Source organism: Actinomadura physcomitrii (assembly GCF_008923205.2).
GTDB classification, from domain to species: domain Bacteria; phylum Actinomycetota; class Actinomycetes; order Streptosporangiales; family Streptosporangiaceae; genus Spirillospora; species Spirillospora physcomitrii.
Genome location: NZ_WBMS02000075.1, coordinates 1 through 24,960, shown reverse-complemented (window position 1 = coordinate 24,960; position 24,960 = coordinate 1). Strand labels below are relative to the sequence as shown.

Here is a 24,960-nt window from a genome sequence, read left to right as displayed (position 1 = left end):
GCCGTCCCGGCCGGCCGGCCCTCGCTCGCGGCCCGCGCGGTGGCCCCGGCCCGCGCCGCCGCGGCGGCCCTGTCGCGCTCGCGCCGCTCCCCTGGCAGCACCAGCCCCAGGATCACGGCGCAGACGACCACAACTCCAGCGATCTTGTGAAGGAGAGGCACGTTTCCCTCGCCGGTAGACCCGAACAGGACCAGGGGGACAGCGTACGACCCCCCGGACATCGACGGACACCCACCGGCGTACCCGAATGATCTCCACAGACCCCTCCACCGCCGCCCCGGATCACACCAAGTACGAAACCCCCCGGTAAACACGGACACCCCGCCCGCGGCACCCCCGGCGCCGCCATGAAAAAATGCCCCGCGCACACACGAACGCGATGCACCCGAACACGGACGGGGCCGCCTCGGCCGCCGCGCTCAGCTTGCACGCGAGCGCGTTATCCGACCGGCGGGGGCGACGCCGAAGGCGAGCCCCCGCCGGGAAGCTCACGAAGCGAGTTCGCGCTCGCCCAAGATCGGTCAAGTGGCGAGCCGCCAGGCGAGCCCCTTGGGCCGAGATTGAATCAATGCGCCGCGTCCTGCCAGGTGCGGCCCGTGCCCATGGAGACGCTGAGGGGCGCGCGGAGGGCGTAGGCGCCGGCCATCTGGTCGCGGACGAGCGCGGTGAGCTCGTCGAGCTCGCCGGCGGCGACCTCGAACACCAGCTCGTCGTGGACCTGCAGCAGCATCCGGGAGGTCAGCCCGGCCTCGCGCAGCGCCCGGTCGACGTTGAGGCTCGCGACCTTGATGATGTCGGCGGCGGAGCCCTGGATGGGGGCGTTGAGCGCCATCCGCTCGGCCATCTCGCGGCGCTGCCGGTTGTCGGAGTTCAGGTCGGGCAGGTAGCGGCGGCGGCCGAGGATCGTCTCGGTGTAGCCGTCCTGGCGGGCCTTGGCGACGATGTCGCGCAGGTAGTCGCGGACGCCGCCGAACTGCTGGAAGTACTCCTCCATCAGGCCGCGCGCCTCGTCCGGGGAGATCCGCAGCTGCTGCGACAGCCCATAGGCCGACAGCCCGTACGCCAGGCCGTAGTTCATCGCCTTGATGCGGGCGCGCAGCTCGGAGTCGATCTGCTCGGGCGGCAGCCCGAACACCCGGGACGCGGTGATGGTGTGGAAGTCGGCGCCGGTGCCGAACGCCTCCAGCAGCGCCTCGTCCTCCGACAGGTGCGCCATGATCCGCAGCTCGATCTGGGAGTAGTCGGCGGTCAGCAGCGACTCGAACCCGCCGCCGACCACGAACGCCTCGCGGATCTGCCGCCCCTCGGCGGTGCGGATCGGGATGTTCTGCAGGTTCGGGTCGGTGGACGACAGCCGCCCCGTCGCCGCGATCATCTGGTTGAACGTGGTGTGGATGCGGCCCGCGTCGTCGGCCATCGGGATCAGCGAGTCGACGATGCTCTTCAGCTTGGCGACCTCCCGCCAGCGCAGGATGTGCTCCAGGACCGGGTGGCCGTCCTTCTCCAGCAGGGTGGTGAGGGCCTCGGAGTCGGTGGTGTAACCGGTCTTGGTGCGCTTGGTCTTCGGCAGGTTCAGCTCGTCGAACAGCACCTGCTGCACCTGCTTGGGCGAGCCGAGGTTGAACTCGTGCCCGACCGCGGCGTGCGCCAGCTGCTCCTGCTCCTTCACCTGCCCGCCGAGCGACGCCGACAGGCCGGCGAGGTGGTCGGCGTCGACGGCGATGCCCGCGCGCTCCATGTCGGCCAGCACCCGCACGAGCGGCAGCTCCACCTCGTGCAGCAGCCGGGTCGCGCCGCGCTTGTCCAGGTCCTTGTCGAGGACGTCGGCGAGCTCGGTGACGGCGCGGGCGCGGACGGCGAGGGCCTCGGCGGCCTCCTCCTCGCCGGACCCGTCCAGGGTCAGCTGCCCGGAGTCCTCGGTCTCGCTGCGCAGCTCCCTGTGCAGGTACCGCAGGACCAGGTCGGCGAGGTCGAACGTGCGCTGCCCGGGCAGCGCCAGGTAGGCGGCCAGCGCGGTGTCGCTGGTGACGCCGGCGAGCGCCATGCCGCGCGCGGCCAGCGCCAGCATCGGGCCCTTCGCCTCGTGGATCGCCTTCGGGCGGGACGGGTCGGCGAGGAACGCCGCGAGCGCGCGCTCGTCGTCCTCGATCAGCTCCGCGGGGTCGAGGTGGACGGCGGGCCCGTCCTTGGACGCCAGCGCCAGCGCGGTGATCTCGCCGGTGCCCCGGCCCCACGAGCCGGTGACGGCGACGCCGAGGCGGCCGCCGGCGTTGGCGTCCAGCCAGGCGCCGAGCGCGCCCGGCTCCAGCGCGTCCACCTGCACCTCGAAACCCTCGTCGGCCTCCGGCTCGGCAGCCGACAGCGAGGAGTACAGCCGCTCGCGCAGCACCCGGAACTGCAGCGAGTCGAACAGGGTGTGGATCTCGTCGCGGTCCCACTGCCCCATGGTCAGCTGCGGCGGCGTCAGCTCCAGCCCGACGCTGGTGTCGAGCTTGTTGATCTGCTGGTTGCGCAGCACCCCGGCCAGGTGCTCGCGCAGGTTGTCGCCGGCCTTGCCCTTGATCTCGTCGACCTTCGCGACGAGGGTGTCGAGGTCGCCGTACTTGGTCAGCCACTTGGCGGCGGTCTTCGGGCCGACCCCGGGCACGCCCGGCAGGTTGTCGCTGCTCTCCCCGACCAGCGCCGCCAGCTCCCGGTACCGCTCGGGCGGCACCCCGTACTTGGCCTCGACGGCGGCCGGGTCCATCCGGGCCAGCTCCGAAACGCCCTTCACCGGGTAGAGGATCGTGACGTGCTCGTTGACGAGCTGGAACGCGTCCCGGTCGCCGGTGACGACCAGGGTGTCCAGGCCGGCCTCGGTGGCCTGCACCGACAGCGTGGCGATGATGTCGTCGGCCTCGAACCCCGCGACCGACATCCGCGGGATGCGCAGCGCGTCCAGCACCTCGAAGATCAGGCTGACCTGGCTGCGGAACTCGTCGGGCGTCTTGGCCCGCCCCGCCTTGTACTCCACGTACTGCTCGTGCCGGAAGGTCGGCTCGCTGCGGTCGAACGCCACCGCGATATGGGTGGGCTGCTCGTCGCGCAGGACGTTGATGAGCATCGAGGTGAAGCCGTACACCGCGTTCGTCGGCTGCCCGTCGGTGGTGGAGAAGTTCTCCACCGGCAGCGCGAAGAACGCGCGGTAGGCCAGGGAATGCCCGTCGAGCAGGAGGAGCCGGTCGCGCTTGTCAGGGGTCGCTGGTTCGTTCGCCACACCAGGACTCTAGTCTGCGCGTACGACAGTTTCGTGGAGGCGTAAGTGAGCGACACCGACGACCTGAGCCGGGACGACATGGCCGCGAGGATCCTCTCCGGAGAGGGGATCGAGTCCCGCGGCGACCTGGCCAAGGCGATGGGCGTGGAGTACCTGGAGGTGTCCGCCGAACGCGTCGTCGGCCGCATGCCCGTCAAGGGCAACACCCAGCCCTACGGGCTGCTGCACGGCGGCGCGTCCTGCGTGCTCGCCGAGACGCTCGGATCCGCCGGATCGGCGATGCACGCCGGGCCGGGCCGCATCGCCGTCGGCATCGAGCTCAACGCCACCCACCACCGGTCCGCGACCGAGGGCTACGTCACCGGCGTCGCCACCCGCGCGCACGGCGGCCGCACCCTCGCCACCTACGACATCGTCATCACCGACGAGCAGGACCGCCGGGTCTGCACCGCCCGCCTCACCTGCATGCTCCGCGACGCGCCCGCGACCTGACCCGGACGCGCCACCGCCGGGGGCGCGCGGGCGTCCGGCCTCGTGAGACGCCGTCCCGCCGCGCGCCCGATCCGCGGCTTTCTTTGCGATCGACCGGCCGGGGTCTGTAGCGTGGATCGGAACGGCCTGGGATCACCGAGTAGACAACGCACGCGCCCGCGAGGGCCGTGCGGCCCCAAAGGTGATCCCAGGCCCGGCACGTCCCGGAGCCGCCGCACAGATCACGGGACGGTCCCAGGACGCCCCGCGACCTGGCGGGCGCCGCCGGCACCGCCCTACCGTGCCGATCATGCGGCCCCCATCGGCAGGACGCCCCCGCACCGCGCGACGGCGCTCCGCCGCCCTCCTCACCCTCACCGCGCTGCTCCCGCTGGCACCCGCCTGCGGCGGCCACGACGACGACCACTACCGCGTCCCCGCCCGCGCCGTCCGCGACGGCGAGCACCCCCTCCCCTACCGCGAGGTGACCGACGGGCACATCGCGTTCGCCGCGATCGGCCTCAGCTCCGGGCTCACCACCATCACCGGCAGCCACGCCGACCTGCCGTCCCGCCTCGGCGGCTTCGCCCGCGTCCGCATGCTCGCCGAGAACCGCTACGCCACCTTCCACAAGATCGACCTCGACCGGCAGCTGCTCGTCACCTCCCGCGGCGCCTACCCGCCCGACGTCAACGCGATGCGGGTCAAACGGCAGCCCACCGACATCGAACTCGGCTCCCACGACCGCCTCGAGTTCGACCTCATGTACGACATCCCCAAGGACGCGCGGATCACGGCACTGCGGCTCTACGCCGACCCCACCGACGAACTCGGCGTCCCGCTACAGCACGACCCCGGAGCCGAGCTGCCGTTGCGGTGAACGGCGGCCCCGCCCCGGGGTCGCACTGGGACGCCCTACCGGTCTCCTACTCGCCGTCCGCCTTCCCGGCCTCCGGCCCGGCCCCGCCGGCCTCGGGCTTGGTCTCGGCCGCCTCGCCCTTGCCGAGCGCGACCGTCCCGGCCTCCGCCTCGGCCGCCGCGGCGCCGGCCGGAGCCGCGTCACCGACGTCACCGCCCAGATACGCCGCCCGCACCTGCGGATCGTCCAGCAGCTCCGACGCCGGAGCCGACCGCACGATCCGGCCCGTCTCCAGCACGTACGCCCGATCCGCCAGCCGCAGCGCCTGCTGCGCGTTCTGCTCCACCAGCAGGACCGTCGTCCCCCGCCGGTTGATCTCCTCGATGATCGAGAAGATCTGCTGCACCAGCATCGGCGCCAGCCCCATCGACGGCTCGTCCAGCAGCAGCACCTTCGGCTTCGACAGCAGCGCCCGGCCGATCGCCAGCATCTGCTGCTCCCCGCCCGACATCGTGCCCGCCGCCTGCGAACGCCGCTCCGCCAGCCGCGGGAACAGCTCGTACGCCTCCGCCAGCTCCTTGGAATGGTCGTCCTTGCGCGCGTACGCGCCCATCAGCAGGTTCTCGTGCACCGACATGCCCGGGAAGATCCCCCGGCCCTCCGGCGCCTGCCCGATGCCCGCCAGCACCCGCTTGTGCCCCGGCATCGACCCGATGTCGGCGCCGTCGAAGAACACCGACCCCGACGAGCACGACCGCAGCCCCGAGATCGTCTTCAGCGTGGTCGTCTTCCCCGCGCCGTTCCCGCCGATCAGCGAGACGATCTCACCCTCGTCCACCTGCAGCGACACGCCCTTCAGCGCCTCGATCTTGCCGTAGTGGACGTGCACGTCCTTCAGTTCAAGAAGCATCGACCGGAGCCCCCAGGTACGCCTCGATCACCTTCGGGTCGTTCTGCACCTCGGCGGGCAGCCCATCGGCGATCTTCTGTCCGAAGTCCAGCACCGCGACACGGTCGCTGATCCCCATCACCAGGCCCATGTCGTGCTCGATCAGCAGCACCGTCCGCCCGCTGTCACGGATCTTGCGGATCAGCTCCATCAGCGCGATCTTCTCCGCCGGGTTCATCCCCGCCGCCGGCTCGTCCAGCAGCAGCAGCTTCGGATCCGTCGCCAGCGCACGCGCGATCTCCAGCCGCCGCTGGTCGCCGTACGGCAGGTTCTTCGCCATGTCGTGCGTCCGATGAGACACCCCGACGAAGTCCAGCAGTTCCCGCGCCAGCGCCTTGCCCTCACGCTCGGCACGCCGGTGCCGCGGCAGCCCGAACGTCACGCTGATCAGCCCCGCGTTGTGATGCGCGTCCGCGCCCACCTGCACGTTCTGCTCAGCCGTCATGTTCGGGAACAGCCGGATGTTCTGGAACGTCCGCGCCACACCGCGCTTGGTCACCTGGTACCGCTTCAGGCCGTTCAACCGGCCCCCCGCGAACCTGATCTCACCCGACGTCGGCCGGTACACCCCGGTCACCGTGTTGAACACCGTCGTCTTGCCCGCGCCGTTCGGCCCGATCAGCGCGAAGATCTCGCCCTCGCGGACCGTCAGATCCACCGCGTTCAGCGCGACGACACCACCGAACCGCATCGTCACCTGCGACAGCTCGAGCAGGACGCCGCCGGCCCCGGCCGCGGCACCCGACACCTCGCTCATCTGCTCCCCACCTCGGCCTCCGAACCGGACGTGTCGACCTCGGCGCCCATATGGCCCATCCCTCCGCCGCCCTCGGCCATCTCGGCCTTGCGCTGCCTCGACGGGATCAACCCCTCCGGACGGAAGATCATCATCGCCACCAGGATCGCGCCGAACGCCAGGTCACGGTAGTCGGCCAGCCCGCGGAACCGCTCCGGCAGCCACGCCACCAGGAACGCCCCCACGACCACGCCCGGGATGTTGCCGGCACCGCCCAGCACCACCGCCGCCAGGATCGTCGCCGACAGCAGGAACGGGAAGTTCGCCGGCGCCACATAACTCGTCTTCGCCGCGAACACGACACCCGCCGCCCCGCCGATCGCCGCGCCCGTCGCGAACGACAGCAGCTTGAACTTGAACGTCGGCACACCCATGATCTCGGCCGCGTCCTCGTCCTCCCGGATCGCCGTCCACGACCGCCCGATCCGCGACGCCTCCAGCCGCTTCGAGAAGATGATCACGACCACGATCACCGCGACCAGCAGGTAGTAGTACGGCCGCGCGTCCCTGATCTTGTACGTGAACAGGTCCACCCCGAACAACCACACGCCCTCATGGCTCGGCGGATGCGGAATGTTGTTGATCCCCCGCGTCCCGCCCAGCCAGTTCGTGTTCTCCGCGACCTTCCGGACGATCTCCCCGAACCCCAGCGTCACGATCGCCAGATAGTCACCGCGCAACCGCAGCGTCGGCGCCCCCAGGATCACCCCCGACACCGCCGCCAGCACGATCCCGCACGGCAGCAGCGGCCAGAACCCGATCCCGTGCTTCACCGCCATCGTCGCCATCGTGTACGCGCCGATCGCCCAGAACGCCACATACCCCAGGTCGAGCATGCCGGCGTACCCGATCACCACGTTCAGACCCAGCGCCAGCAGCACATAGATCCCGATCGGATAGAACAGGATCGTGTCCCACGCCGACTCCGGCGACATGATCGGCGCCAGCCCCTCATACGGCAGGAACAGCGCCCCCACGACCAGCAGGACGTAGACCGCCCACCGCTCCCAGCCCGGCGCCCGGTCCCAATGCGTCCGAACGGACTCCAACGGCCCGGACAGCGCACCGCGCCACCCCGCCGTACTCGCTGACTTCTTCATGTTCTCGCTCATGCGCGCGCCTGCTGGAGAGACTCACCGAGAATGCCGGTGGGACGGAACAGGAGAATGACCACGAGAAGCGTGAACGCGATCACGTCCTTCCACTCGGAGCCGAAGATGGAGCCACCGTAGTTCTCGATCAGCCCCAGCGTGAACCCGCCGACGAGCGCGCCGCGCAGGTTCCCGATACCGCCGAGCACCGCGGCCGTGAACGCCTTGATGCCGAGAATGAACCCGATGTTGAACATCGTCTGCTGGTAGAGCAGCGCGAAGAAGAACCCCGCCGCCCCCGCCATCAGCCCGCCGACCACGAACGTCACCACGACGACCCGGTCGATGTTCACCCCGAGCAGCACCGCCGTCTCGGGATCCTGCGCCGTCGCCCGGATACCCCGGCCGAGCTTCGAAGCGTTCACGAACCGGTCCAGGATCACCATCATCACGATCGCCGCGACGAAGATCAGCAACTTGTCGTTGCGGACGTCCCCCGAACCGATCGAGAACAGCGTGTCCTTCTTCAGCAGATCCGGCACATGAATCGGGTCACGGCCACCGCCGTGCCCGAAGAAATGCGGGATCACCGTCGTCGCGAACAGCTCCTGCAAGAACAGCGACGCGCCGATCGCCGAGATCAGCGCCGCCAGCCGCGACGCCCCCTTGCGGCGCAGCGGCCGGTACGCCACCAGCTCCAGCAGCAGCGCCGCCCCGCCCGAGGCGACCATCGACGCCACCAGGCACGCCAGCAGCACGCCCACCAGGGCGATACCGGTATAGGGCCCGTTGTCGAAGCCGACCACCTGGATCAGGGTCAGCCCGCCGAACGTGCCGATCATGAAGATTTCGGAATGGGCGAAGTTGATGAGCCGGAGCACGCCATAGACCATCGTGTAGCCGAGCGCGACCAGCGCGTAGATCGAACCGACGGTCAGCCCGTCGACCGTGTTCGCCCAGAACTGGGATGTGAAATCGTGGAGCACAGAGGGTTCCTCAAGAAAGAGGGGACGGGAGCGCTGTGGCGCTCCCGCCCCGCGCCGGAGGACCGGCGTCCGTCCTGCGTCGTGGCGGGCCTAGCTCACTCGGGCTTGACCTTGGAGGCGTCGCCCAGGAACTTCAGCTTCCCGTCCACCACCTGGAACATGTAGATCGTCTTGACCTGGATCTCGCCGTTCGCCTCGAACTTGACCGGCTTCGACACGCCCTGGAAGTTCACCGTCTTCAGGTAGTCGTTGACGTCCTCGGTCGTCGTCTTGCCCGCCTTGAAGGCGTCCAGAATCGCGTTCGTCGCGTCGTAACCCTCGGCCGAGTACGTTCCCTGATCCTTGTGGAACGCGGCCTTGTAGTCGTTGATGAACTTCGCGACCGCCGGGTTGTCCGCCGTCGGGTTGATCGACTGGCACGCGCACGACACCAGCGCGCCCTCCGCCTGCTTCGCGCCGGCGCCGTCGATCAGCTTCTGGTCCAGCGCACCGTCGTCCGACACGAACTTCGCGGTCACACCGCCGTCGCGCAGCTGCTTGAGCAGCTTGTCGCCGCCGTTGTAGTACCCGCCGAAGAAGATCGCGTCCGGCTTGGCCGCCTTCACCTTGTTGACCGTGCTGGAGTAGTCGGTCGCCTTCGGGTCGATCTTGTCGCGCTGCGGGGTCACGCCCGCCGCCTGCACCGAGGAGAACACCTTGTCGGCCAGGCCGACGCTGTACTCCTGGTTGTCGTCGATGACGAAGACCTTCTTGGCGCCCAGCGTCTTCACGATGAAGTCGCCGTCCACCTGCCCCTGCGCGTCGTCGTTCGAGATCAGCCGGTGCCAGAACTTCCAGCCGTTCTTACCGAGCGCGGTCGAGGTCGCCGAGGGGGAGATGTTCGGGATCTCCGCCTCCTCCAGGCTCGGCACCGTGGCCTTGGACTCGCCGGAGAACACCGGGCCGACGACCGCGGTCACGTCGTCGTCGATCGCCTTCTGCACCTGGCCGGGCGCGACGGCCGGGTCGCCCTTGGTGTCGTAGATCTTGAACTTGACCTTCTTCTTGGGGTTCGAGGCGTTGTACTGGTCGATCGCCAGCTTCACCCCGTTGGAGATGTTGATCCCCAGCTCAGGGGAGTTGTCGCCGGTCTGGACACCGATGTAGGCGATCGTCAGATCCCCTCCCCCGCCGCTGTCTCCCGAGCCGCACGCGGCGGCGCCCAGCGCCACCGCACCAAGCGCGATCGCGCCGGTCACCCTCATCCTGTTGCGCCGCAAGGTGCCCAACCTTTCACATCCGGATCCGCACCGGATCGGGTACGAGTCATGCCCCGGCACCGACCGCTCCCGGGGAGGAGATATCGGTCACGCGGGGACCAGCTATGTCGTACACCGTCGACCCGACCCAGAACAGCACCCCCGGATCGAAGGGTTATTGCTTCGTTACGCCCCCGTGCCCATCCGTTCCCCCGTCTTGCCAGGGACGATTACGGAGCGTGCTTACCATGGCCGGTCCGGCACAGGCGCATTGGATCTTGACAACGCACCGGATGACAGGGCAGGCGGTCAGCCCGCGGGCGACTCGCCCGCGCCGTTCGCGCCGCCGCCCGCGCTCCCGGTGGCGCCCGCCACCACGGCCTCCGCGACGGCCCGCATCGTGAGCCTGCGGTCCATCGAGGTCTTCTGGATCCACCGGAACGCCTCGGGCTCGGACCAGCCGTGCGCCTCCTGCAGCAGCCCCTTGGCCCGGTCCACCACCTTGCGGGTCTCCAGCCGCTCCTGCAGCCCGGCGACCTCCGCCTCCAGCGCCCGCAGCTCGGTGTACCGGCTCACCGCCATCTCGATGGCGGGCGTCAGGTCGGTCTTGGCGAACGGCTTGACGAGGTAGGCCATCGCGCCCGCCTCCGTCGCCCGCTGGACGAGCTCGCGCTGGGAGAACGCCGTCAGGATCACGACCGGCGCGATCCGGTCCGCCGAGATCCGCTCCGCCGCGGAGATGCCGTCCAGGACGGGCATCTTCACGTCCAGGATCACCAGGTCGGGCTTGAGCTCGCCGGCCAGCCGGACGGCGGTCTCCCCGTCCCCGGCCTCCCCCACGACCTCGTAGCCGTCCTCCTGCAGCATCTCCTTCAGGTCCAGCCGGATCAGGGCCTCGTCTTCCGCGATCACAACTCGCCGAGCGCTCTCCACGCCCCCGACCCTACCGAAACCCGCTACCCTGGTCCCTGTCACCCCTCCCCCGACCCGTCTGGGGAGAAGACCGCGCATCAAGCGGACAATTGCCCCGATAGCCCAACGGAAGAGGCCATGGTCTCAAAAGCCATAAAGTGTGGGTTCGAATCCCACTCGGGGCACTTCCTTCCATAAGCGACATCTCACCCACTCCGGGGTTCTCCCGGCACTGGTTCCAACTCGCATACCCCACCTGGTTGCCTCGAGGTTGCCGCGTATCGCGTTCGGCGAGGCCGGCCCGCAAGCTTGATTGGTCGGCCACCGCACCAGCTAACGCCCTCTCGGCCCACCAAGGTGGCTCTGGTCGCATGCTGCGCTCCGTCCGCTCATGCTTTTGTCAGACCCTGGCGAGAGCATCACTCCATGAACATGAACGACCACGAAGAGCTGCGCCGCCAGCTCGCTTCGCCTGCCAAGACGGACCACGAGATCGCCGCCGAGTGGAAGGTCCATGTGAAGACGCTCCGTCGTTGGCGAGCCGAGCTGGGAATCGCCGCCCCCGCGCACGGCACCCGCCCTTCGGCTGGCGGCACCCCTTCCGAACAGGCAGAATCCCTCCTCGCAAGATCCGACGGCCGCATTAAACGGGACTGTCCTCGTTGCTTCGGCCGCCCTCTCGACAGCCAGAGTTACGCCTACCTGCTCGGCCTGTACCTGGCGACGGCCACATCGTGGCCACGACCAAGGGGTGCTATCGGCTCACCTCGACGTGTTGTGCCGCCTGGCCCGGTCTCATCGACGCCGCAGAGCAGGCGATGGCGACCGTCATGCCGCTATCCAAGGTCGCCCGGCGCCCGACTCCCGGGGCGGTCGATGTGAACAGCCAGTCGAAGCACTGGCCGTGCCTGTTCCCGCAGCATGGGCCGGGGCGCAAGCACACGCGGAAGATCGAGCTGGCCGGGTGGCAGCGGGAGATCACAGATCAGTACACCGAGGAGTTCATCCGGGGGCTGATCCACTCTGACGGATGCCGGAGCATGAACCGCGTGCGGAGGCCGCTCAAGGGCGGGGATCGGTGGTACGAGTATCCCCGCTACAACTTCACCAACGTCTCGCTCGACATCCAGCGGCTCTTCACCGACGCGCTCGACCGCCTCGGGATCCCGTGGACGCAGATGAACGCGGAGAACATCTCCATCGCGAAGCGGGAGGCGGTGGCTCGGCTCGATGAGTTCGTGGGGGCCAAGTACTGACGGCTGGCGTGGTGGCCGGAGCGTCGTGGAAATGAGACCGGCCGGTAATCAACGCTTGTCCCGGCGGGCGCCGGCCGGGCCGCCCGGGTCGGGGCGGCCGGTCGGCGGCGGGTGTCAGTGGCCTTCGCCGATGTTGAGGACCTGGAGGGCGTTGGTCGAGCCGGGGGTGCCGGGGGGCGAGCCGGCGACGACGACGACCTTGTCGCCCTTCTGGCAGCGGCCGAGTTCGAGGAGGGCCTGCTCGACCTGGCGGAACATCGCGTCGGTGTGGTCGACCTGGGGGACGATGAAGGTCTCGACGCCCCAGACGTGCGCGAGCCGGCCGCGGACGGCGGGCACCGAGGTGAAGGCGAGCAGCGGGATCGGCGAGCGGTAGCGGGACAGGCGGCGGGCGGTCTCGCCGGACATGGTGAAGGCGGCGAGGGCCTCGGCGCCGACGATCGCGCCGACCTCGGCGGCGGCGCGGGCGATGGCGCCGCCGACGGTCTCGGGCATGCGCTGCAGGGTGTGGGTGGCGTGCAGGGTGGCCTGCTCGGCGGTCTCCACGATGCGGCTCATGGTGCGGACGGATTCGATGGGGTACTGGCCGACGCTGGTCTCGCCGGAGAGCATGACGGCGTCGGCGCCTTCGAAGACGGCGTTGGCGACGTCGGAGGTCTCGGCGCGGGTGGGGCGGGGCGCGGAGATCATGGATTCGAGCATCTGGGTGGCGACGATGACGGGCCGGGCTTTCTCGCGGCAGAGTTCGATGGCGCGTTTCTGGACCATCGGGACCTGTTCGAGGGGGAGTTCGACGCCGAGGTCGCCGCGGGCGACCATGATGCCGTCGAAGGCGGCGACGATGTCGGGGAGGAGTTCGACGGCCTGGGGTTTTTCGATCTTGCCGATGAGGGGGACGCGGACGCCTTCTTCTTCCATGATCTGGTAGCAGATGTCGGCGTCGGCGGGGGTGCGGACGAAGGAGAGGGCGACGAGGTCGACGCCGAGGCGCAGGGCCCAGCGGAGGTCGGTTTCGTCTTTTTCGGTGAGGGCGGGGACGGAGACGTGGACGCCGGGGAGGTTGAGTCCTTTGTTGTCGGAGACCATGCCGCCGACTTTGACGGTGGTGCGGACGCGGGGGCCGTCGACGGCGGTGACGTCGAGGGCGACGCGGCCGTCGTCGATGAGGATGGTGTCGCCGGGGCCGACGTCCCCGGGGAGGCCTTGGTAGGTGGTGGAGGCTTCGCGGCGGGTGCCGGGGACGTCTTCGGTGGTGATGGTGAACTCGTCGCCGAGCGTGAGGCGGACGGGGCCGTCGGGGAAGCGCCCGATGCGGATCTTGGGGCCCTGGAGGTCGGCGAGGATGCCGACGCCGCGTCCGGTGGCTTCGGCGGCGGCTCTGATCCGGTGGTAGACCTCTTCGTGGACGGCGTGTTCGCCGTGGCTCATGTTGAGCCGGGCGACGTCGATGCCGGCTTCGACGAGGGCGTTGATCTGTTCCGTGCTGGAGCAGGCGGGGCCGATGGTGCTGACTATCTTCGCTCGACGGGTCACGTCACAACCGTACTTAGTTACTCGTTGGTACGGATATTCGTGCAGGATGCGGTCGTCCAAGGTTCACCGAATGGTCTAGGTCAGAGGTCTAGACCATGGCCTCCCGGTCAGCGGGCGAAGGCCTCGACGGCGGCCTGGCGGAAAGCCTTGAGGTCGCCGGGTTTGCGGCTGCTGACGAGCAGGTTGGGGCCGGCGTCGCAGATCTCGACCTCTTCGTCGACCCAGGTCGCTCCGGCGTTGCGCAAATCGGTCCGGAGGCTGGGCCAGGAGGTGAGGGTGCGGCCGCGGACGACGTCGGCCTCGATGAGGGTCCAGGGGCCGTGGCAGATGACGGCGACGGGCTTGCCGGCGTCGAAGAAGGCCTTGGTGAAGGCGACGGCGTTGGGCTGGGTGCGCAGGTAGTCGGGGTTGGCGACGCCGCCGGGGAGGAGGAGCGCGTCGAATTCGGTGTGGGCGGAGACGTCGACGGTGGTGTCGACGGGGAAGGTGTCGGCTTTGTCGAGGTGGTCGAAGGCCTGGAGGCGGCCGGACTGGGTGGAGACGAGGCGGGGTGTGCCGCCGGCCTGTTCGACGGCCTTCCATGGTTCGGTGAGTTCGACCTGCTCGGTGCCTTCGGGGGCGCAGAGGAAGGCGATGGTCTTGCCCTGGAGTTCGGTGGACATGCGGGGTCACCTCCGTTTCGGTGCTGTGCCGTCCTTGCCCTGGTGTGCGGGTGGTATGCAGGAATGGTGAACCCGATGGGCTATCGCGAGGTCCCGGTGCGCGGGGCGGGGCTGGTGTGCGCGTGGACGGCGGCGCTGCCGGCGGGTGCGGAGCCGTTCGTGCAGCGGGTGGTGCCGGACGGGTGCGTGGACGTGATCTGGTCGGAGGGCGGGCTCCAGGTGGCGGGGCCGGATACGGGTCCGATGCCGGCGGCGGTGCGTCCGGGGTCGGTGCTGGTGGCGGTGCGGTTCGGGCCGGGGGCGGCGCCGCCGGTGCTGGGGGTGCCGGCGGATGCGGTGCGAGATGCGCGGGTGCCGTTGCGGGAGTTGTGGGGCGGTGCGGCGGACGGGTTGGCGGAGGCGGTGGCGGGGGCGGGTTCGTTGGAGGAGCGGCGGGCGGTGCTGGTGGGGGGTGTGCGGGCGCGGGCGGCGGTGGCGGGGCCGGTGGATCCGCTGGTTCCGGTGGTGGTGGCGGGGGTTGCGGGCGGGTCGGTGCGAGGGGTGGCGGATGCGGTGGGTTTGGGTGAGCGGCAGTTGCGGCGGCGGTCGTTGGCGGTGTTCGGGTATGGGCCGAAGATGTTGCAGCGGGTGTTGCGGTTCCAGCGGGCGCTGGGGTTGGCGCGTTCGGGGATGGCTCTGGCCGATGTGGCGTTTGCGGCGGGTTATGCCGATCAGGCGCATTTCGCGAACGAGGTGCGGGCGCTGGCGGGTGAGCCGGTCCGGGCGCTGCTGTGAGTCGCGGGCGGGTCAGGGTTCGAGCCTGCCGTGGGCGCGCAGGGCGCGGAGGCGTTCGACGGTGATGTGGCCGCGCCATTCGGGGCGGGTGGCGGGTGTCCAGATGTGGAAGCGGACGTCCCAGCCGCCGTCGTCGTGCTGGGCGTCGATGAGGGCGTCGAGGGCGGTGTCGACGGCGGTGTCGCCGAGGAGGCGGTGCCCGTGGCCGCCGGGTGCGGGGGCGAAGTCGAGGATGTCGTGGTGGCCGGTGCATGCGTTGCGGGCGTGGTGGGCGAGGGTGTCGCGGTGGCGGGTGAAGGCGGCTTCGGCGCGGTCGCGGTCGGGGACGTGGTCGAGGAAGGTGAGGAGGGCGAGGACGTCGTAGGGGCCGGGGTCGGCGGGCGGGTCGTCGAGGTGGCGCCAGCAGAAGGCGGTGGCGGTGTCGAGCCAGGGGTGTCGGGAGCGGGCGCGGTGGAGCATTCCGGCGAGGGTGGCGGTGGGGTTGATCGCGGCGGGCGGGTCGTCGGGTGTCTGCCACCAGGGGGCGTGGGGGGCGTCGCGGACGGTGGGCAGGACGAAGGGCACTCCTCCGTCGGGGGTGGTGATGGTGGTGAGGTGGTCGGCGATGCGGTCGACGGCGGGGTGGTCGTCGGCGCCGGCCTGGTGGAGGACCTCGAGGGCGTGCTGGGCGGGGACGGGCTGGCTGGCTTCGCCGCGCAGGTCGGGTTCGAGGGCATGGCCGTAGCCGCCGTCGGGGTTCTGGTAGGCGGCGAGGGCGGTGAGGAGGGGTGCGGCGGGGGCGCCGTGGAAGTGGAGGGCGAAGCGGTGGCGATCGATGAGGCGGGCGTTGAGGCGCATGAATTGCCAGGCGCGGTCGAGGGCGGTGGCGTCCAGGGTTTTCATGGGTCTGACGGTAGGGGGCCGCGGTGGGTCCGGTCTTGGAGGAAACGGACGCGGTGGTCTAGCGGCCCCAGGGGGTTCGTTCCCTGAGCGGTGGGCCCGGCCGCCCCAGCGGTGGGCGGCCGGGCCCCTGGCGTCCCGCGTGGGGGTCCGGGCGGGACGGTAGCGGAAGGGACCTTTCGCCCACAAGGGGACGGATGCGGATTCCGGGGCCGATTTCATGATCCGTTTGGGGCGGGATGTGGTCTGCCGGGGTGATGAGCGATCCTCTGGACGAACGTGACGTGGCGGCCGGCGCGCTGGAGCTGGTCGCGGAGGCGGCGGAGCCGTATCTGGACGGGCTGGCGGAGCGTCCGGTGCACGACCGAGCGATGGACGCGTTGCGGACGAGCTGGACGGGCCGCTGCCGGAGCGGGGCGGGGGGTCGCGGGCGGCGGTCGGGCGGCTGGTGCGGGTGGGGACGGGGGCGGCGACGCATTCGTCGGGGCCGCGGTTCTTCCATTTCGTGGTGGGCGGGTCGACGCCGGCGGCGATGGCGGGCGACTGGACGGCGTCGCTGCTGGATCAGGCGGCGGGGCCGTGGTTGACGTCGCCGCTCGCGGCGCGGGCGGAGACGGTGGTGCTGCGGTGGCTGCGGGAGCTGTTCGGGCTGCCGGGGTCGTGGGGCGGGGTGCTGACGCCGAGCGCGACGCTGGCGCATGTGACGGGGCTGGCGTGCGCGCGGCAGTGGTGGGCGGGCCGGTACGGGGTGGACGCGTGTCCGAGGGGCGCTTGGACGAGCTGAACGCGAGGCTCGGGGAGGCGCTGCTGGAGGACGGCCGTGTCTATGCGGGTACGAGCCGGTATCGGGGGATGACGGTGTTCCGTCCGGCGCCGTTGAACTGGCGGACCACGAGGGCGGACGTGGAGCGGCTGGTGGAGGTGCTGCGGGAGCTGGCGGCGACGCTGGTGCCGTGACCGCGGCCGGGCCCGCCGGGTCGGCTCGAAGGTCAGCGGGCGCCGGGCCAGGGGCCGGGCGGGGTGTGGTCGAAGGTGCCGGTGGCGACGGTGACGTCGTGGACGCGGAACCCGCGGGCCTGGTAGTTGCGCAGTGCGGCGGGGTGGTCGTTGGAGCTGGTGGTGAGGTGGACGCGGCGGGTGGGTTCGCGGTCGTCCCAGCGGGTGGCGAGGTCCCAGGCGCGGGCGGCGGCCACGGTGAGCAGGTGGCCGCCGATGCCCTGGCCGGTGAAGGCGGGCAGCAGCCCGAAGCAGGTGATCTCGACGAGGCCGCCGGGCTGGGGGTCGAGTTCGGCGTAGCCGGCGGGGGTGCCGCGGAGGTGCGCGATCCAGGTCTCCACGCCGGGCCGCGACAGCCAGTTGAGCCACTGGTCGTAGGTCCAGGTGAGGCGGTCGGTCCAGTAGTGGTCGCCGCCGACGGCGGTGTACAGGTAGCGGCTCAGTTCGGGGCTGGGCAGTTCGGCGCGGGTGATGGCGACGGGGACGCCGGGTTCGGCGGCGGGCCGCAGGTCGGCGGGGCCGAGCTGCTCCAGGTGCCAGTCGGTGACCTCGATCTGCCGGGTCGGCATGGGAACCCCCGTATGCGCGACGCCGCCGCGCCTCCGGCGGACACCGGAGGCACGGCGGGCGATTGTTCGCGGATCAGGCTATCGGTCGCGCGGTGGGCGGAATCGGGTAGGGCAGGGCGGTGTGGCCGGTGAGGTACCGGTCGACGCCGTGCGCGGCGGCGCGTCCCTCGGCGATCGCCCAGACGATCAGGGACTGGCCGCGTCCCATGTCGCCGGCGGCGTAGACGCCGTCGACGGAGGTGCGGTAGTCGCGGTCGCGGACGACGTTGCCGCGCTGGTCGAGTTCGACGCCGAGCTGGTCGAGCAGGCCCTCGCGCTGCGGGCCGAGGAAGCCCATCGCGAGGGTGACGAGCTGGGCGGGGATCTCGCGTTCGGTGCCCTCGACCGGCTTGAAGCCGGTGCCGGGGCCGCCGACCTCGACGATCCGCAGCGCCTGGACGTTGCCGTCGGCGTCGCCGACGAACTCGGTGGTGGACACCGCGTACAGCCGGTCGCCGCCCTGGTCGGCGAGTTCCTCGTGGGCGCTCTCCATCTTGAACAGCATGGGATAGGTCGGCCAGGGCTGGGCGTCGGTGCGTTCCTGCGGCGGCCGCGGCATGATCTCCAGCTGCGTGACCGAGGCGGCGCCCTGCCGGATCGCGGTGCCGATGCAGTCGGCGCCGGTGTCGCCGCCGCCGATCACGACGACGTGCTTGCCCGCGGCGTCGATCGGGGACTTGTCGAAGTCGCCCTCCTGCACCTTGTTGGACGGCGGCAGGTACTCCATCGCCTGGTGGACGCCGTTCAGCTCGCGTCCGGGGATGGGCAGGTCGCGCCAGACGGTGGCGCCGCCGGCGAGCACGACCGCGTCGTGGCGTTCGCGGAGCTCGTCGGCGGTGATGTCGACGCCGACGTTCACCGAGGTCTTGAAGGCGGTGCCCTCGGCGCGCATCTGGGCGAGGCGCCGGTCGAGGTGCCGCTTCTCCATCTTGAACTCGGGGATGCCGTAGCGCAGCAGGCCGCCGATGCGGTCGGCGCGCTCGTAGACGGTGACGTCGTGGCCGGCGCGGGTGAGCTGCTGGGCGGCGGCGAGCCCGGACGGGCCGGAGCCGACGACGGCGACCTTCTTGCCGGTCTTCACCGCGGGCGGCTGCGGCCGCACCCAGCCCTCGGCGAACGCCCGGTCGATGATCTCGACCTCGACCCGCTTGATGGTGACGGGGTCCTGGTTGATGCCGAGGACGCAGGCGCTCTCGCACGGGGCGGGGCACAGCCTCCCGGTGAACTCCGGGAAGTTGTTGGTGGCGTGGAGCCGCTCGACGGCCTCGTGCCAGTCCTTGCGGTAGACGAGGTCGTTCCATTCGGGGATGAGGTTGCCGAGCGGGCAGCCCTGGTGGCAGAACGGGATGCCGCAGTCCATGCAGCGGCTCGCCTGCTTCTCCAGCCGGTCGCCGCCGAAGCTCTCGTAGACCTCCGACCAGCTCTTGATCCGGACGTCCACGGGGCGGCGCTTCGGGAGCTCCCGCTGGACGGTCAGGAAACCCTTCGGGTCAGCCATGTGGGAATCCCCCTCTCTCAGCCCTGTGCCGCGGCCATGACGGCCTCGTCGACGTCGCGTCCCTGCGCCTCGGCCTCGGCCATCGCCTCCAGCACGCGCCGGTAGTCCCGCGGCATGATCTTGGTGAAGCGGGCCGCGGCGGCGTCCCAGTCCGCCAGCAGCCGTTCGGCGACCGCCGAGCCGGTCTCGGCGAGGTGCCGTTCGACCAGGCCCTTGACGAACGCCTCGTCGCCCTCGTCCAGGGGTTCCAGGTCGACCATCTCGCGGTTGACGCGGTCGGCGACCAGGTCCAGGACGTAGGCGATGCCTCCGGACATCCCGGCCGCGATGTTGCGTCCGGTGCGGCCGAGGATCACGGCGCGGCCGCCGGTCATGTACTCGCAGGCGTGGTCGCCGACGCCCTCGACGACGGCGGTGGCGCCGGAGTTGCGGACGCAGAACCGCTCCCCGACGACGCCGCGGGCGAACAGCTCGCCGGAGGTGGCGCCGTACAGGATCACGTTGCCGCCGATGATCTGCTCCTCGGCGGCGAACGCGGCGTCCGCCGGGGGGCGCAGCGTGAGGCGGCCGCCGGACAGGCCCTTGCCGACGTAGTCGTTGGCGTCGCCGACCAGCCGCAGCGTGACGCCGCGCGGGACGAACGCGCCGAAGGAGTTGCCGGCGGAGCCGGTGAAGGTGACGTCGATGGTGTCGTCGGGCAGCCCGGCGCCGCCCCACTTCTTGGTCACCTCGTGGCCGAGCATGGTGCCGACGGTGCGGTTGACGTTGCGGATCGGCAGGTCGAGGGTGACCTTGTCGCCGAACGCGACGGCGCCCTCGGCGAGCTGGATGAGGGTGTTGTCGAGCGCCTTCTCCAGCCCGTGGTCCTGCGCGGCGACGCAGCGCGGCGCGTCCCCGTAGGGGGTCTCGGGCGCGTGCAGCACCGGGGCGAGGTCCAGCCCGGACGCCTTCCAGTGCTCGACGGCCTCCCGGGTGTCGATCATGTCGACGTGCCCGATCGCCTCCTCCAGGGACCGGAACCCGAGCGCGGCGAGGTACTCGCGGACCTCCTCGGCGATGAACTCGAAGAAGTTCACCACGAACTCGGGCCTGCCGGAGAACCGCTCGCGCAGCACCGGGTTCTGGGTGGCGACGCCGACCGGGCAGGTGTCGAGGTGGCAGACCCGCATCATGATGCAGCCGGACACCACCAGCGGCGCGGTCGCGAAGCCGTACTCCTCGGCGCCGAGCAGCGCGGCGATGACGACGTCGCGGCCGGTCTTCATCTGCCCGTCGGTCTGCACGACGATCCGGTCGCGCAGCCCGTTCAGCAGCAGCGTCTGCTGGGTCTCGGCGAGGCCGAGCTCCCAGGGCGCGCCGGCGTGCTTCAGCGAGGTCAGCGGGGACGCGCCGGTGCCGCCGTCGTGCCCGGAGATCAGCACCACGTCGGCGTGCGCCTTGGACACCCCGGCGGCGACCGTGCCGACGCCGACCTCGGCGACGAGCTTGACGTGCACGCGCGCCGCCGGGTTGGCGTTCTTCAGGTCGTGGATGAGCTGCGCGAGGTCCTCGATGGAGTAGATGTCGTGGTGCGGCGGCGGTGAGATGAGGCCGACGCCGGGCGTGGAGTGCCGGGTCTTGGCGATCCACGGGTACACCTTGTGACCGGGCAGCTGCCCGCCTTCGCCGGGCTTGGCGCCCTGCGCCATCTTGATCTGGATGTCGTCGGCGTTGGTGAGGTACTCCGACGTCACGCCGAACCGGCCGGACGCGACCTGCTTGATCGCGCTGCGGCGCAGGTCGCCGTTCTCGTCCGGGGTGAAGCGGACCGGGTCCTCGCCGCCCTCGCCGGTGTTGGACTTGCCGCCGAGCCGGTTCATCGCGATCGCGAGGGTCTCGTGCGCCTCGGCGGAGATGGAGCCGTACGACATCGCGCCGGTGGAGAACCGCTTGACGATCTCCGCTACCGGTTCGACCTCCTCGATCGGCACCGGCGGCCGCGCGCCCTCCTTGAGCTTGAACAGCCCGCGCAGGGTCATCAGCTTCTGCGACTGCGAGTCGACCTTGGAGGTGTACTCCTTGAAGATCTCGTAGCGGCGGGTGCGGGTGGCGTGCTGCAGCTTGAACACCGTGTCCGGGTTGAACAGGTGCGGCTCGCCCTCGCGGCGCCACTGGTACTCGCCGCCGATCTCCAGGGTGCGGTGCGCGGCCTCGTTGCCGCCCGGCGGGTAGGCGCAGGCGTGCCGTTCGGCGACCTCGCGGGCCAGCACGTCGAAGCCGACGCCGCCGAGCCGGGAGGTGGTGCCGGTGAAGCAGCGCGACACGACGCGCTCGCCGAGGCCGATCGCCTCGAAGATCTGCGCGCCGGTGTAGGACGCGACCGTGGACACGCCCATCTTCGACATGATCTTCAGGACGCCCTTGCCGTACGCCTTCACCAGGTTCCGGACGGCCTTGCCGGCCTCGACGCCCTGGATGGTGCCGCCGCGGACCATGTCCTCGACGGTCTCGATCGCCAGGTACGGGTTGATCGCGGACGCGCCGTACCCGATGAGCAGCGCCATGTGGTGGCACTCGCGGGCCTCGCCGGTCTCGACCACCAGGCCGACCTTGGTGCGGGTCTTCTCCCGGATCAGGTGGTGGTGGACGGCGCCGGTGAGCAGCAGCGCGGGGATCGCGGCGCGGGCGGAGTCGGCGCCGCGGTCCGACAGCACGATGATCCGCGCGCCGGCCTCGATGGCCCGGCTCACCTCGGAGTTGATCTCCTCGAGGCGGGTCTCCAGGGCCTCGCCGCCGCCGGCGACCTCGTACAGGCCGTGGACGACGTGGGCCTGCAGGTGCGGCAGCGACCCCTCGTCGTCGATGTGGATGATCTTGGAGAGTTCGTCGTTGTCCAGGATCGGGGTGGGCAGCACCAGCCGCCGGCACGAGTCCGGGCCGGGCTCCAGCAGGTTGCCCTCCGGGCCGAGCGTGGACTGCAGCGAGGTGACGAGCTCCTCGCGGATCGCGTCCAGCGGCGGGTTCGTGACCTGCGCGAACAGCTGCTTGAAGTAGTCGAACAGCAGCCGCGGCCGCTCCGACAGCACCGCGATCGGGGTGTCGGTGCCCATCGACCCGATCGGCTCGGCGCCGGTCCTGGCCATCGGGCCGAGGATGATCCGCTGCTCCTCCAGGGTGTACCCGAACGTCTGCTGCCGCTTGACGAGGGTGTCGTGCGTCGGGATCTCCCGCTCGCGCTGCGGCAGCTCCTCGAACCGGACCAGGCCCTCGTGCAGCCACTGCGCGTACGGGTGCTCGGCGGCCAGCTCCGCCTTGACCTCGTCGTCCTCGACGATCCGCCCGGCCGCGGTGTCGACCAGGAAGATCTTGCCGGGCTGCAGGCGGCCCTTGCGGACGACCTTGCCGGCCGGGATGTCGAGCACGCCGGCCTCGCTGGCCAGCACGACCAGGCCGTCGTCGGTCACCCAGTAGCGGCCGGGGCGCAGCCCGTTGCGGTCCAGCACCGCGCCGACGACGGTGCCGTCGGTGAAGCTGACGCTGGCGGGGCCGTCCCACGCCTCCATCAGGGTGGAGTGGAACTCGTAGAACGCGCGGCGCTCGGCGTCCATCTCGGCGTGGTTCTCCCACGCCTCCGGGATCATCATCAGCACCGCGTGCGGCAGCGACCGGCCGCCGAGGTGCAGCAGCTCCAGGCACTCGTCGAACGAGGCGGTGTCGGACGCCTCGATGTCGATCACCGGGAAGATCCGGGAGATGTCGCCGGGGATCAGGTCGGACTTCAGCAGCGCCTCGCGGGCCCGCATCCAGTTCCGGTTGCCGCGGACGGTGTTGATCTCGCCGTTGTGCGCGATGAACCGGTACGGGTGCGCCAGCTCCCACGCTGGGAAGGTGTTCGTCGAGAACCGCGAGTGCACCAGCGCGATCGCGGTGGTGAAGCGGCGGTCCGACAGGTCGGGGAAGAACGGCTCCAGCTGCGGGGTGGTGAGCATCCCCTTGTAGACGATCGTGCGGCTGGACAGGCTCGGGAAGTAGACCCGGACGTCCTGCTCGGCGCGCTCGCGCATGCAGAACACGGCGCGGTCCAGCTCGAGGCCGGTCTTGCCCGCGTGCGGGCCGCCCGCGGCGGGCGCCAGGAACAGCTGCGCGAAGTGCGGCATGACCCGGCGGGCGGCCGGGCCGGTGAACGCGGGGTCGTGCGGCAGCTCGCGCCAGCCGAGCACCGTCAGGTGCTCCTCGGCGCACAGCGTCTCGACGTGCGCGACCGCGGCGGCCCGCTCCTCGGCGTCCCTGGGCAGGAACGCGACGCCGGCCGCGTAGCCGCCGGCCTCGGGCAGCGCGAAGCCGCACTCCGCGCGGAAGAACGCGTCCGGGATCTGGACGAGGATGCCGACGCCGTCTCCGTCGTCCGGCTCCGCGCCCACGGCCCCGCGGTGGTCCAGGTTCTTCAGGACGGTCAGGGCGTTCTGGACGATGTCGTGGCTCTTGCGGCCGTGCAGGTCGGCCACCATGCCGACGCCGCACGCGTCATGCTCGTTCGCCGGGTCGTACAGCCCCTGGGGTCCGGGGCGGCCCGGTGTGAGGGCAGCAGCAGCCATCAACCCTCCCGTCGTCGTCGTGTGTCACTGCTTGGTGTCAGTGCAGTCCGGGACGACGTTGGCCCTGCTGCGGTGAGATGACATTACATCACTGCCGGGATCATGCCCGACTGCACCAGATCGCGAAACTTCTCCGGGGCGATCGGCTGCGTGCCATCTCCGAGTGGTTTAGACCAGGCTACCGGCTCCTGAAAGTTGCAAAACGCCGTGACCTGGTGAGGATCATCACCGGGGATCGATGTTTACCCGGCGAACGACGTAACATGCTTGAAACACGCGCACGTATCCAGATGCTTCCCGGGCGGCGCGCGCGATGCGGCGGCGTCCGCTCAGCGGGACGAATCGAGTCCGCTCAGCGGGACGCGGCGAGGTCCGCTCAGTGGGACGCGGCGGCGGCGCGGCCCAGCACCGACGGGGCCTTGCCGCCCTCGATCAGCAGCGACAGCAGGTTCCCATCTGATGCGTCGCCCTTGCCGTCCAGCCGCTGCGCCCACGCCACCACCGCGTAGTGCCCCATCGCCAGGCCCCGCGCCATCCCGAAGCCCTGCCCGAACCGGTCCAGCGGCGCCGCCGCCGGCAGCGGCACCACGAACCCGCCGCCGAGCGTGCGGTCCAGCAGGCCGACGAACCGGTCGGAGTCCGCCGACGACGCCAGATTGAACACCGCGACGGCCAGCCCGTACCCGTGCCGGGTGTCGGAGTAGATCCCCCGCGCCGCCTGCGTGCAGCCGCCGCGCGCCAGGTCCGCGGCCACCGACTGCCCCCACACCGCGGCCGTGCAGTCGCCGTCCAGCTTCTTCGCCCGCAGCGTCAGCGCGAGCTTCGTGCCGTCCACCGACAGCTTCGACGCCGACGACGGGAACGCCTCCCCGGCCGTCAGCGGCTCGGCGTCGGCCTTGCGGGACGCGATGCCCGCGTACGCCGAGGACGACGGCGAGCTCGAGTACGACTCGGGCGAGCTGCCGTTGCCCGCCGCCTTGCCGGCCGGGCCGCGCGGAGCGCCGCCGGCCGTTCCGCCGCCGCCGTCCCCGCCGCCGCTCAGCGCCACGGCCGCGACCAAGCCGATCACCACCAGCACCGCGAGCGCCGCCGCGGCCCCGAAGTAGAGCTTCGCGCCGGGACCGCCCTTGCGGGACGCGCCCGGGCGGCGCGGTCTTCCCGGCCCGCCGGGCCGCCGCCCCTTCCCGGGCTTCCGGCTCTTGGACGGCGCGGTCGGCGTCTCGCCCTGCGCGGCGGCCTCACCGCCGTAAGGGTCGTCCTGATACGCGGGATCGCCCTGGTAGAGGCTGTCTGCGGAGAAGCCGGGCTCCTCGTGGGACGGCTGCTCCGCGTAGGGCTGCTCCGCATAGGGCTGCTCCGCGTAGGACTGGTCGGCGTAAGGCCGGTCTGCGTAGGGCTGCTCGGCGTCCGGCCGCCCTGCGGGGGGCCGCTCGGGAGAGCCGGGGCGGCCCTGCGCGCCGCGGCGGCGGCCTCCGGAACGTTCCGGCCGGGCCCCGCCGTCGCGCGGCGCACCGATCCGGCGGGGCCCGCCCGTCCGGCCCTGGCCCCTGCGCGGGCCGCGGACGGCCGCCGCCGCGGCCGCGGTCATCGGGTTCCACGGCGGGGCGGGCTACCGGCGTCCG

The 24,960-nt window shown here is 71.0% G+C and carries 20 protein-coding genes and 1 tRNA gene; 7 read left to right on the top strand and 14 right to left on the bottom strand.

From position 1 onward, the window contains the following. Positions 1-565 precede the first annotated feature (565 nt). A complete protein-coding gene (gene polA / locus F8568_RS45395) occupies positions 566-3,256 on the bottom strand; it encodes a DNA polymerase I (protein ID WP_151600391.1) in 2,691 nt (896 codons plus the stop codon). 78 nt (positions 3,257-3,334) lie between these two features. Here polA and F8568_RS45390 point away from each other — a divergent pair, with 78 nt between their 5' ends. Next, entirely contained in the window at positions 3,335-3,748 is a 414-nt protein-coding gene (locus F8568_RS45390) for a PaaI family thioesterase (RefSeq protein WP_151600394.1), read from the top strand. Positions 3,749-4,037: 289 nt separating this feature from the next. Further along, on the top strand, positions 4,038-4,607 hold the full coding sequence (locus tag F8568_RS45385; protein ID WP_151600390.1) for a DUF4352 domain-containing protein: 570 nt from the start codon (positions 4,038-4,040) through the stop codon (positions 4,605-4,607). A 46-nt stretch (positions 4,608-4,653) separates the two neighbouring features. Here F8568_RS45385 and F8568_RS45380 read toward each other — a convergent pair whose 3' ends face one another. The 6 genes from F8568_RS45380 to F8568_RS45355 all read right to left on the bottom strand — a co-directional run bounded on the left by F8568_RS45380 (position 4,654) and on the right by F8568_RS45355 (position 10,558). Beyond that, positions 4,654-5,496 (bottom strand): ABC transporter ATP-binding protein, encoded by an 843-nt coding sequence (locus F8568_RS45380; protein WP_151600389.1) that lies wholly within the window; start codon positions 5,494-5,496, stop codon positions 4,654-4,656. Continuing rightward, complete coding sequence (locus F8568_RS45375; RefSeq protein ID WP_151600388.1) at positions 5,486-6,292, bottom strand: ABC transporter ATP-binding protein; 807 nt, start codon at positions 6,290-6,292, stop codon at positions 5,486-5,488. The genes F8568_RS45380 and F8568_RS45375 overlap by 11 nt, the downstream gene beginning before the upstream one ends. Beyond that, positions 6,289-7,443 carry a branched-chain amino acid ABC transporter permease gene (locus F8568_RS45370; protein WP_151600387.1) on the bottom strand — a complete coding sequence of 385 codons (1,155 nt, stop codon included), beginning with the start codon at positions 7,441-7,443 and terminating at the stop codon, positions 6,289-6,291. The genes F8568_RS45375 and F8568_RS45370 overlap by 4 nt, the downstream gene beginning before the upstream one ends. Next, the gene (locus F8568_RS45365; RefSeq protein WP_151600386.1) at positions 7,440-8,408 is read right to left on the bottom strand and encodes a branched-chain amino acid ABC transporter permease; all 969 of its coding nucleotides are present in this window, start codon (positions 8,406-8,408) and stop codon (positions 7,440-7,442) included. The genes F8568_RS45370 and F8568_RS45365 overlap by 4 nt, the downstream gene beginning before the upstream one ends. 95 nt (positions 8,409-8,503) lie before the next feature. Further along, complete coding sequence (locus tag F8568_RS45360) at positions 8,504-9,652, bottom strand: branched-chain amino acid ABC transporter substrate-binding protein (protein ID WP_151600385.1); 1,149 nt, start codon at positions 9,650-9,652, stop codon at positions 8,504-8,506. Positions 9,653-9,955: 303 nt separating this feature from the next. Beyond that, positions 9,956-10,558, bottom strand: coding sequence for an ANTAR domain-containing response regulator (locus tag F8568_RS45355; RefSeq protein WP_151600384.1), 603 nt, complete (start codon positions 10,556-10,558; stop codon positions 9,956-9,958). A gap of 112 nt (positions 10,559-10,670) precedes the next feature. Between F8568_RS45355 and F8568_RS45350 the strand changes: the two genes are divergently transcribed. Together F8568_RS45350 and F8568_RS45345 are read left to right on the top strand one after the other, a co-directional pair. Further along, a tRNA-Leu gene (locus F8568_RS45350) sits at positions 10,671-10,743 on the top strand. A 549-nt stretch (positions 10,744-11,292) separates the two neighbouring features. Beyond that, positions 11,293-11,814 carry a hypothetical protein gene (locus F8568_RS45345; protein ID WP_328601320.1) on the top strand — a complete coding sequence of 174 codons (522 nt, stop codon included), beginning with the start codon at positions 11,293-11,295 and terminating at the stop codon, positions 11,812-11,814. Between the two features lie 114 nt (positions 11,815-11,928). Here the strand turns inward: F8568_RS45345 and pyk are convergent, their stop codons facing one another. Both pyk and F8568_RS45335 read right to left on the bottom strand, forming a co-directional pair. Continuing rightward, positions 11,929-13,347 carry a pyruvate kinase gene (gene pyk / locus F8568_RS45340; RefSeq protein ID WP_151600383.1) on the bottom strand — a complete coding sequence of 473 codons (1,419 nt, stop codon included), beginning with the start codon at positions 13,345-13,347 and terminating at the stop codon, positions 11,929-11,931. A 107-nt stretch (positions 13,348-13,454) separates the two neighbouring features. Next, on the bottom strand, positions 13,455-14,009 hold the full coding sequence (locus tag F8568_RS45335) for a type 1 glutamine amidotransferase domain-containing protein (RefSeq protein ID WP_151600382.1): 555 nt from the start codon (positions 14,007-14,009) through the stop codon (positions 13,455-13,457). Positions 14,010-14,084: 75 nt separating this feature from the next. Between F8568_RS45335 and F8568_RS50080 the strand changes: the two genes are divergently transcribed. Then, on the top strand, positions 14,085-14,783 hold the full coding sequence (locus tag F8568_RS50080) for a helix-turn-helix domain-containing protein (RefSeq protein WP_151600381.1): 699 nt from the start codon (positions 14,085-14,087) through the stop codon (positions 14,781-14,783). A 12-nt stretch (positions 14,784-14,795) separates the two neighbouring features. On the opposite strand, the gene F8568_RS45325 is transcribed toward F8568_RS50080, so the two are convergent. After that, a complete protein-coding gene (locus tag F8568_RS45325) occupies positions 14,796-15,665 on the bottom strand; it encodes a hypothetical protein (RefSeq protein ID WP_151600380.1) in 870 nt (289 codons plus the stop codon). Between the two features lie 505 nt (positions 15,666-16,170). On the opposite strand from F8568_RS45325, the gene F8568_RS47480 reads away from it, so the two are divergent. Together F8568_RS47480 and F8568_RS45315 are read left to right on the top strand one after the other, a co-directional pair. Continuing rightward, positions 16,171-16,446, top strand: coding sequence for a pyridoxal-dependent decarboxylase (locus tag F8568_RS47480; protein WP_202126132.1), 276 nt, complete (start codon positions 16,171-16,173; stop codon positions 16,444-16,446). Next, complete coding sequence (locus tag F8568_RS45315; RefSeq protein ID WP_151600379.1) at positions 16,419-16,619, top strand: hypothetical protein; 201 nt, start codon at positions 16,419-16,421, stop codon at positions 16,617-16,619. Before F8568_RS47480 ends, F8568_RS45315 begins: the two co-directional genes overlap by 28 nt. 32 nt (positions 16,620-16,651) lie before the next feature. Here the strand turns inward: F8568_RS45315 and F8568_RS45310 are convergent, their stop codons facing one another. From F8568_RS45310 to F8568_RS45295, 4 genes are all read right to left on the bottom strand, one after another. Then, on the bottom strand, positions 16,652-17,227 hold the full coding sequence (locus tag F8568_RS45310; RefSeq protein WP_202126131.1) for a GNAT family N-acetyltransferase: 576 nt from the start codon (positions 17,225-17,227) through the stop codon (positions 16,652-16,654). Positions 17,228-17,300: 73 nt separating this feature from the next. Further along, positions 17,301-18,764 (bottom strand): glutamate synthase subunit beta, encoded by a 1,464-nt coding sequence (locus F8568_RS45305; protein WP_151600378.1) that lies wholly within the window; start codon positions 18,762-18,764, stop codon positions 17,301-17,303. A 17-nt stretch (positions 18,765-18,781) separates the two neighbouring features. Further along, positions 18,782-23,338, bottom strand: coding sequence for a glutamate synthase large subunit (gltB, locus tag F8568_RS45300; protein ID WP_151600377.1), 4,557 nt, complete (start codon positions 23,336-23,338; stop codon positions 18,782-18,784). A 376-nt stretch (positions 23,339-23,714) separates the two neighbouring features. Continuing rightward, positions 23,715-24,926 (bottom strand): hypothetical protein, encoded by a 1,212-nt coding sequence (locus F8568_RS45295; protein ID WP_151600376.1) that lies wholly within the window; start codon positions 24,924-24,926, stop codon positions 23,715-23,717. Between the last annotated feature and the right edge of the window lie 34 nt (positions 24,927-24,960).

Excerpts from the sequence above, each read along its gene's own strand:
- F8568_RS45390 (WP_151600394.1), top strand. The coding sequence starts at position 3,335 with ATGGCCGCGAGGATCCTCTCCGGAGAGGGGATCGAGTCCCGCGGCGAC.
- F8568_RS45385 (WP_151600390.1), top strand. The coding sequence starts at position 4,038 with ATGCGGCCCCCATCGGCAGGACGCCCCCGCACCGCGCGACGGCGCTCC.
- F8568_RS45380 (WP_151600389.1), bottom strand. The coding sequence starts at position 5,496 with ATGCTTCTTGAACTGAAGGACGTGCACGTCCACTACGGCAAGATCGAG.
- F8568_RS45375 (WP_151600388.1), bottom strand. The coding sequence starts at position 6,292 with ATGAGCGAGGTGTCGGGTGCCGCGGCCGGGGCCGGCGGCGTCCTGCTC.
- F8568_RS45370 (WP_151600387.1), bottom strand. The coding sequence starts at position 7,443 with ATGAGCGAGAACATGAAGAAGTCAGCGAGTACGGCGGGGTGGCGCGGT.
- F8568_RS45360 (WP_151600385.1), bottom strand. The coding sequence starts at position 9,652 with ATGAGGGTGACCGGCGCGATCGCGCTTGGTGCGGTGGCGCTGGGCGCC.
- F8568_RS45335 (WP_151600382.1), bottom strand. The coding sequence starts at position 14,009 with ATGTCCACCGAACTCCAGGGCAAGACCATCGCCTTCCTCTGCGCCCCC.
- F8568_RS50080 (WP_151600381.1), top strand. The coding sequence starts at position 14,085 with ATGGGCTATCGCGAGGTCCCGGTGCGCGGGGCGGGGCTGGTGTGCGCG.
- F8568_RS45325 (WP_151600380.1), bottom strand. The coding sequence starts at position 15,665 with ATGAAAACCCTGGACGCCACCGCCCTCGACCGCGCCTGGCAATTCATG.
- F8568_RS45310 (WP_202126131.1), bottom strand. The coding sequence starts at position 17,227 with ATGCCGACCCGGCAGATCGAGGTCACCGACTGGCACCTGGAGCAGCTC.
- F8568_RS45305 (WP_151600378.1), bottom strand. The coding sequence starts at position 18,764 with ATGGCTGACCCGAAGGGTTTCCTGACCGTCCAGCGGGAGCTCCCGAAG.
- gltB (WP_151600377.1), bottom strand. The coding sequence starts at position 23,338 with ATGGCTGCTGCTGCCCTCACACCGGGCCGCCCCGGACCCCAGGGGCTG.
- F8568_RS45295 (WP_151600376.1), bottom strand. The coding sequence starts at position 24,926 with ATGACCGCGGCCGCGGCGGCGGCCGTCCGCGGCCCGCGCAGGGGCCAG.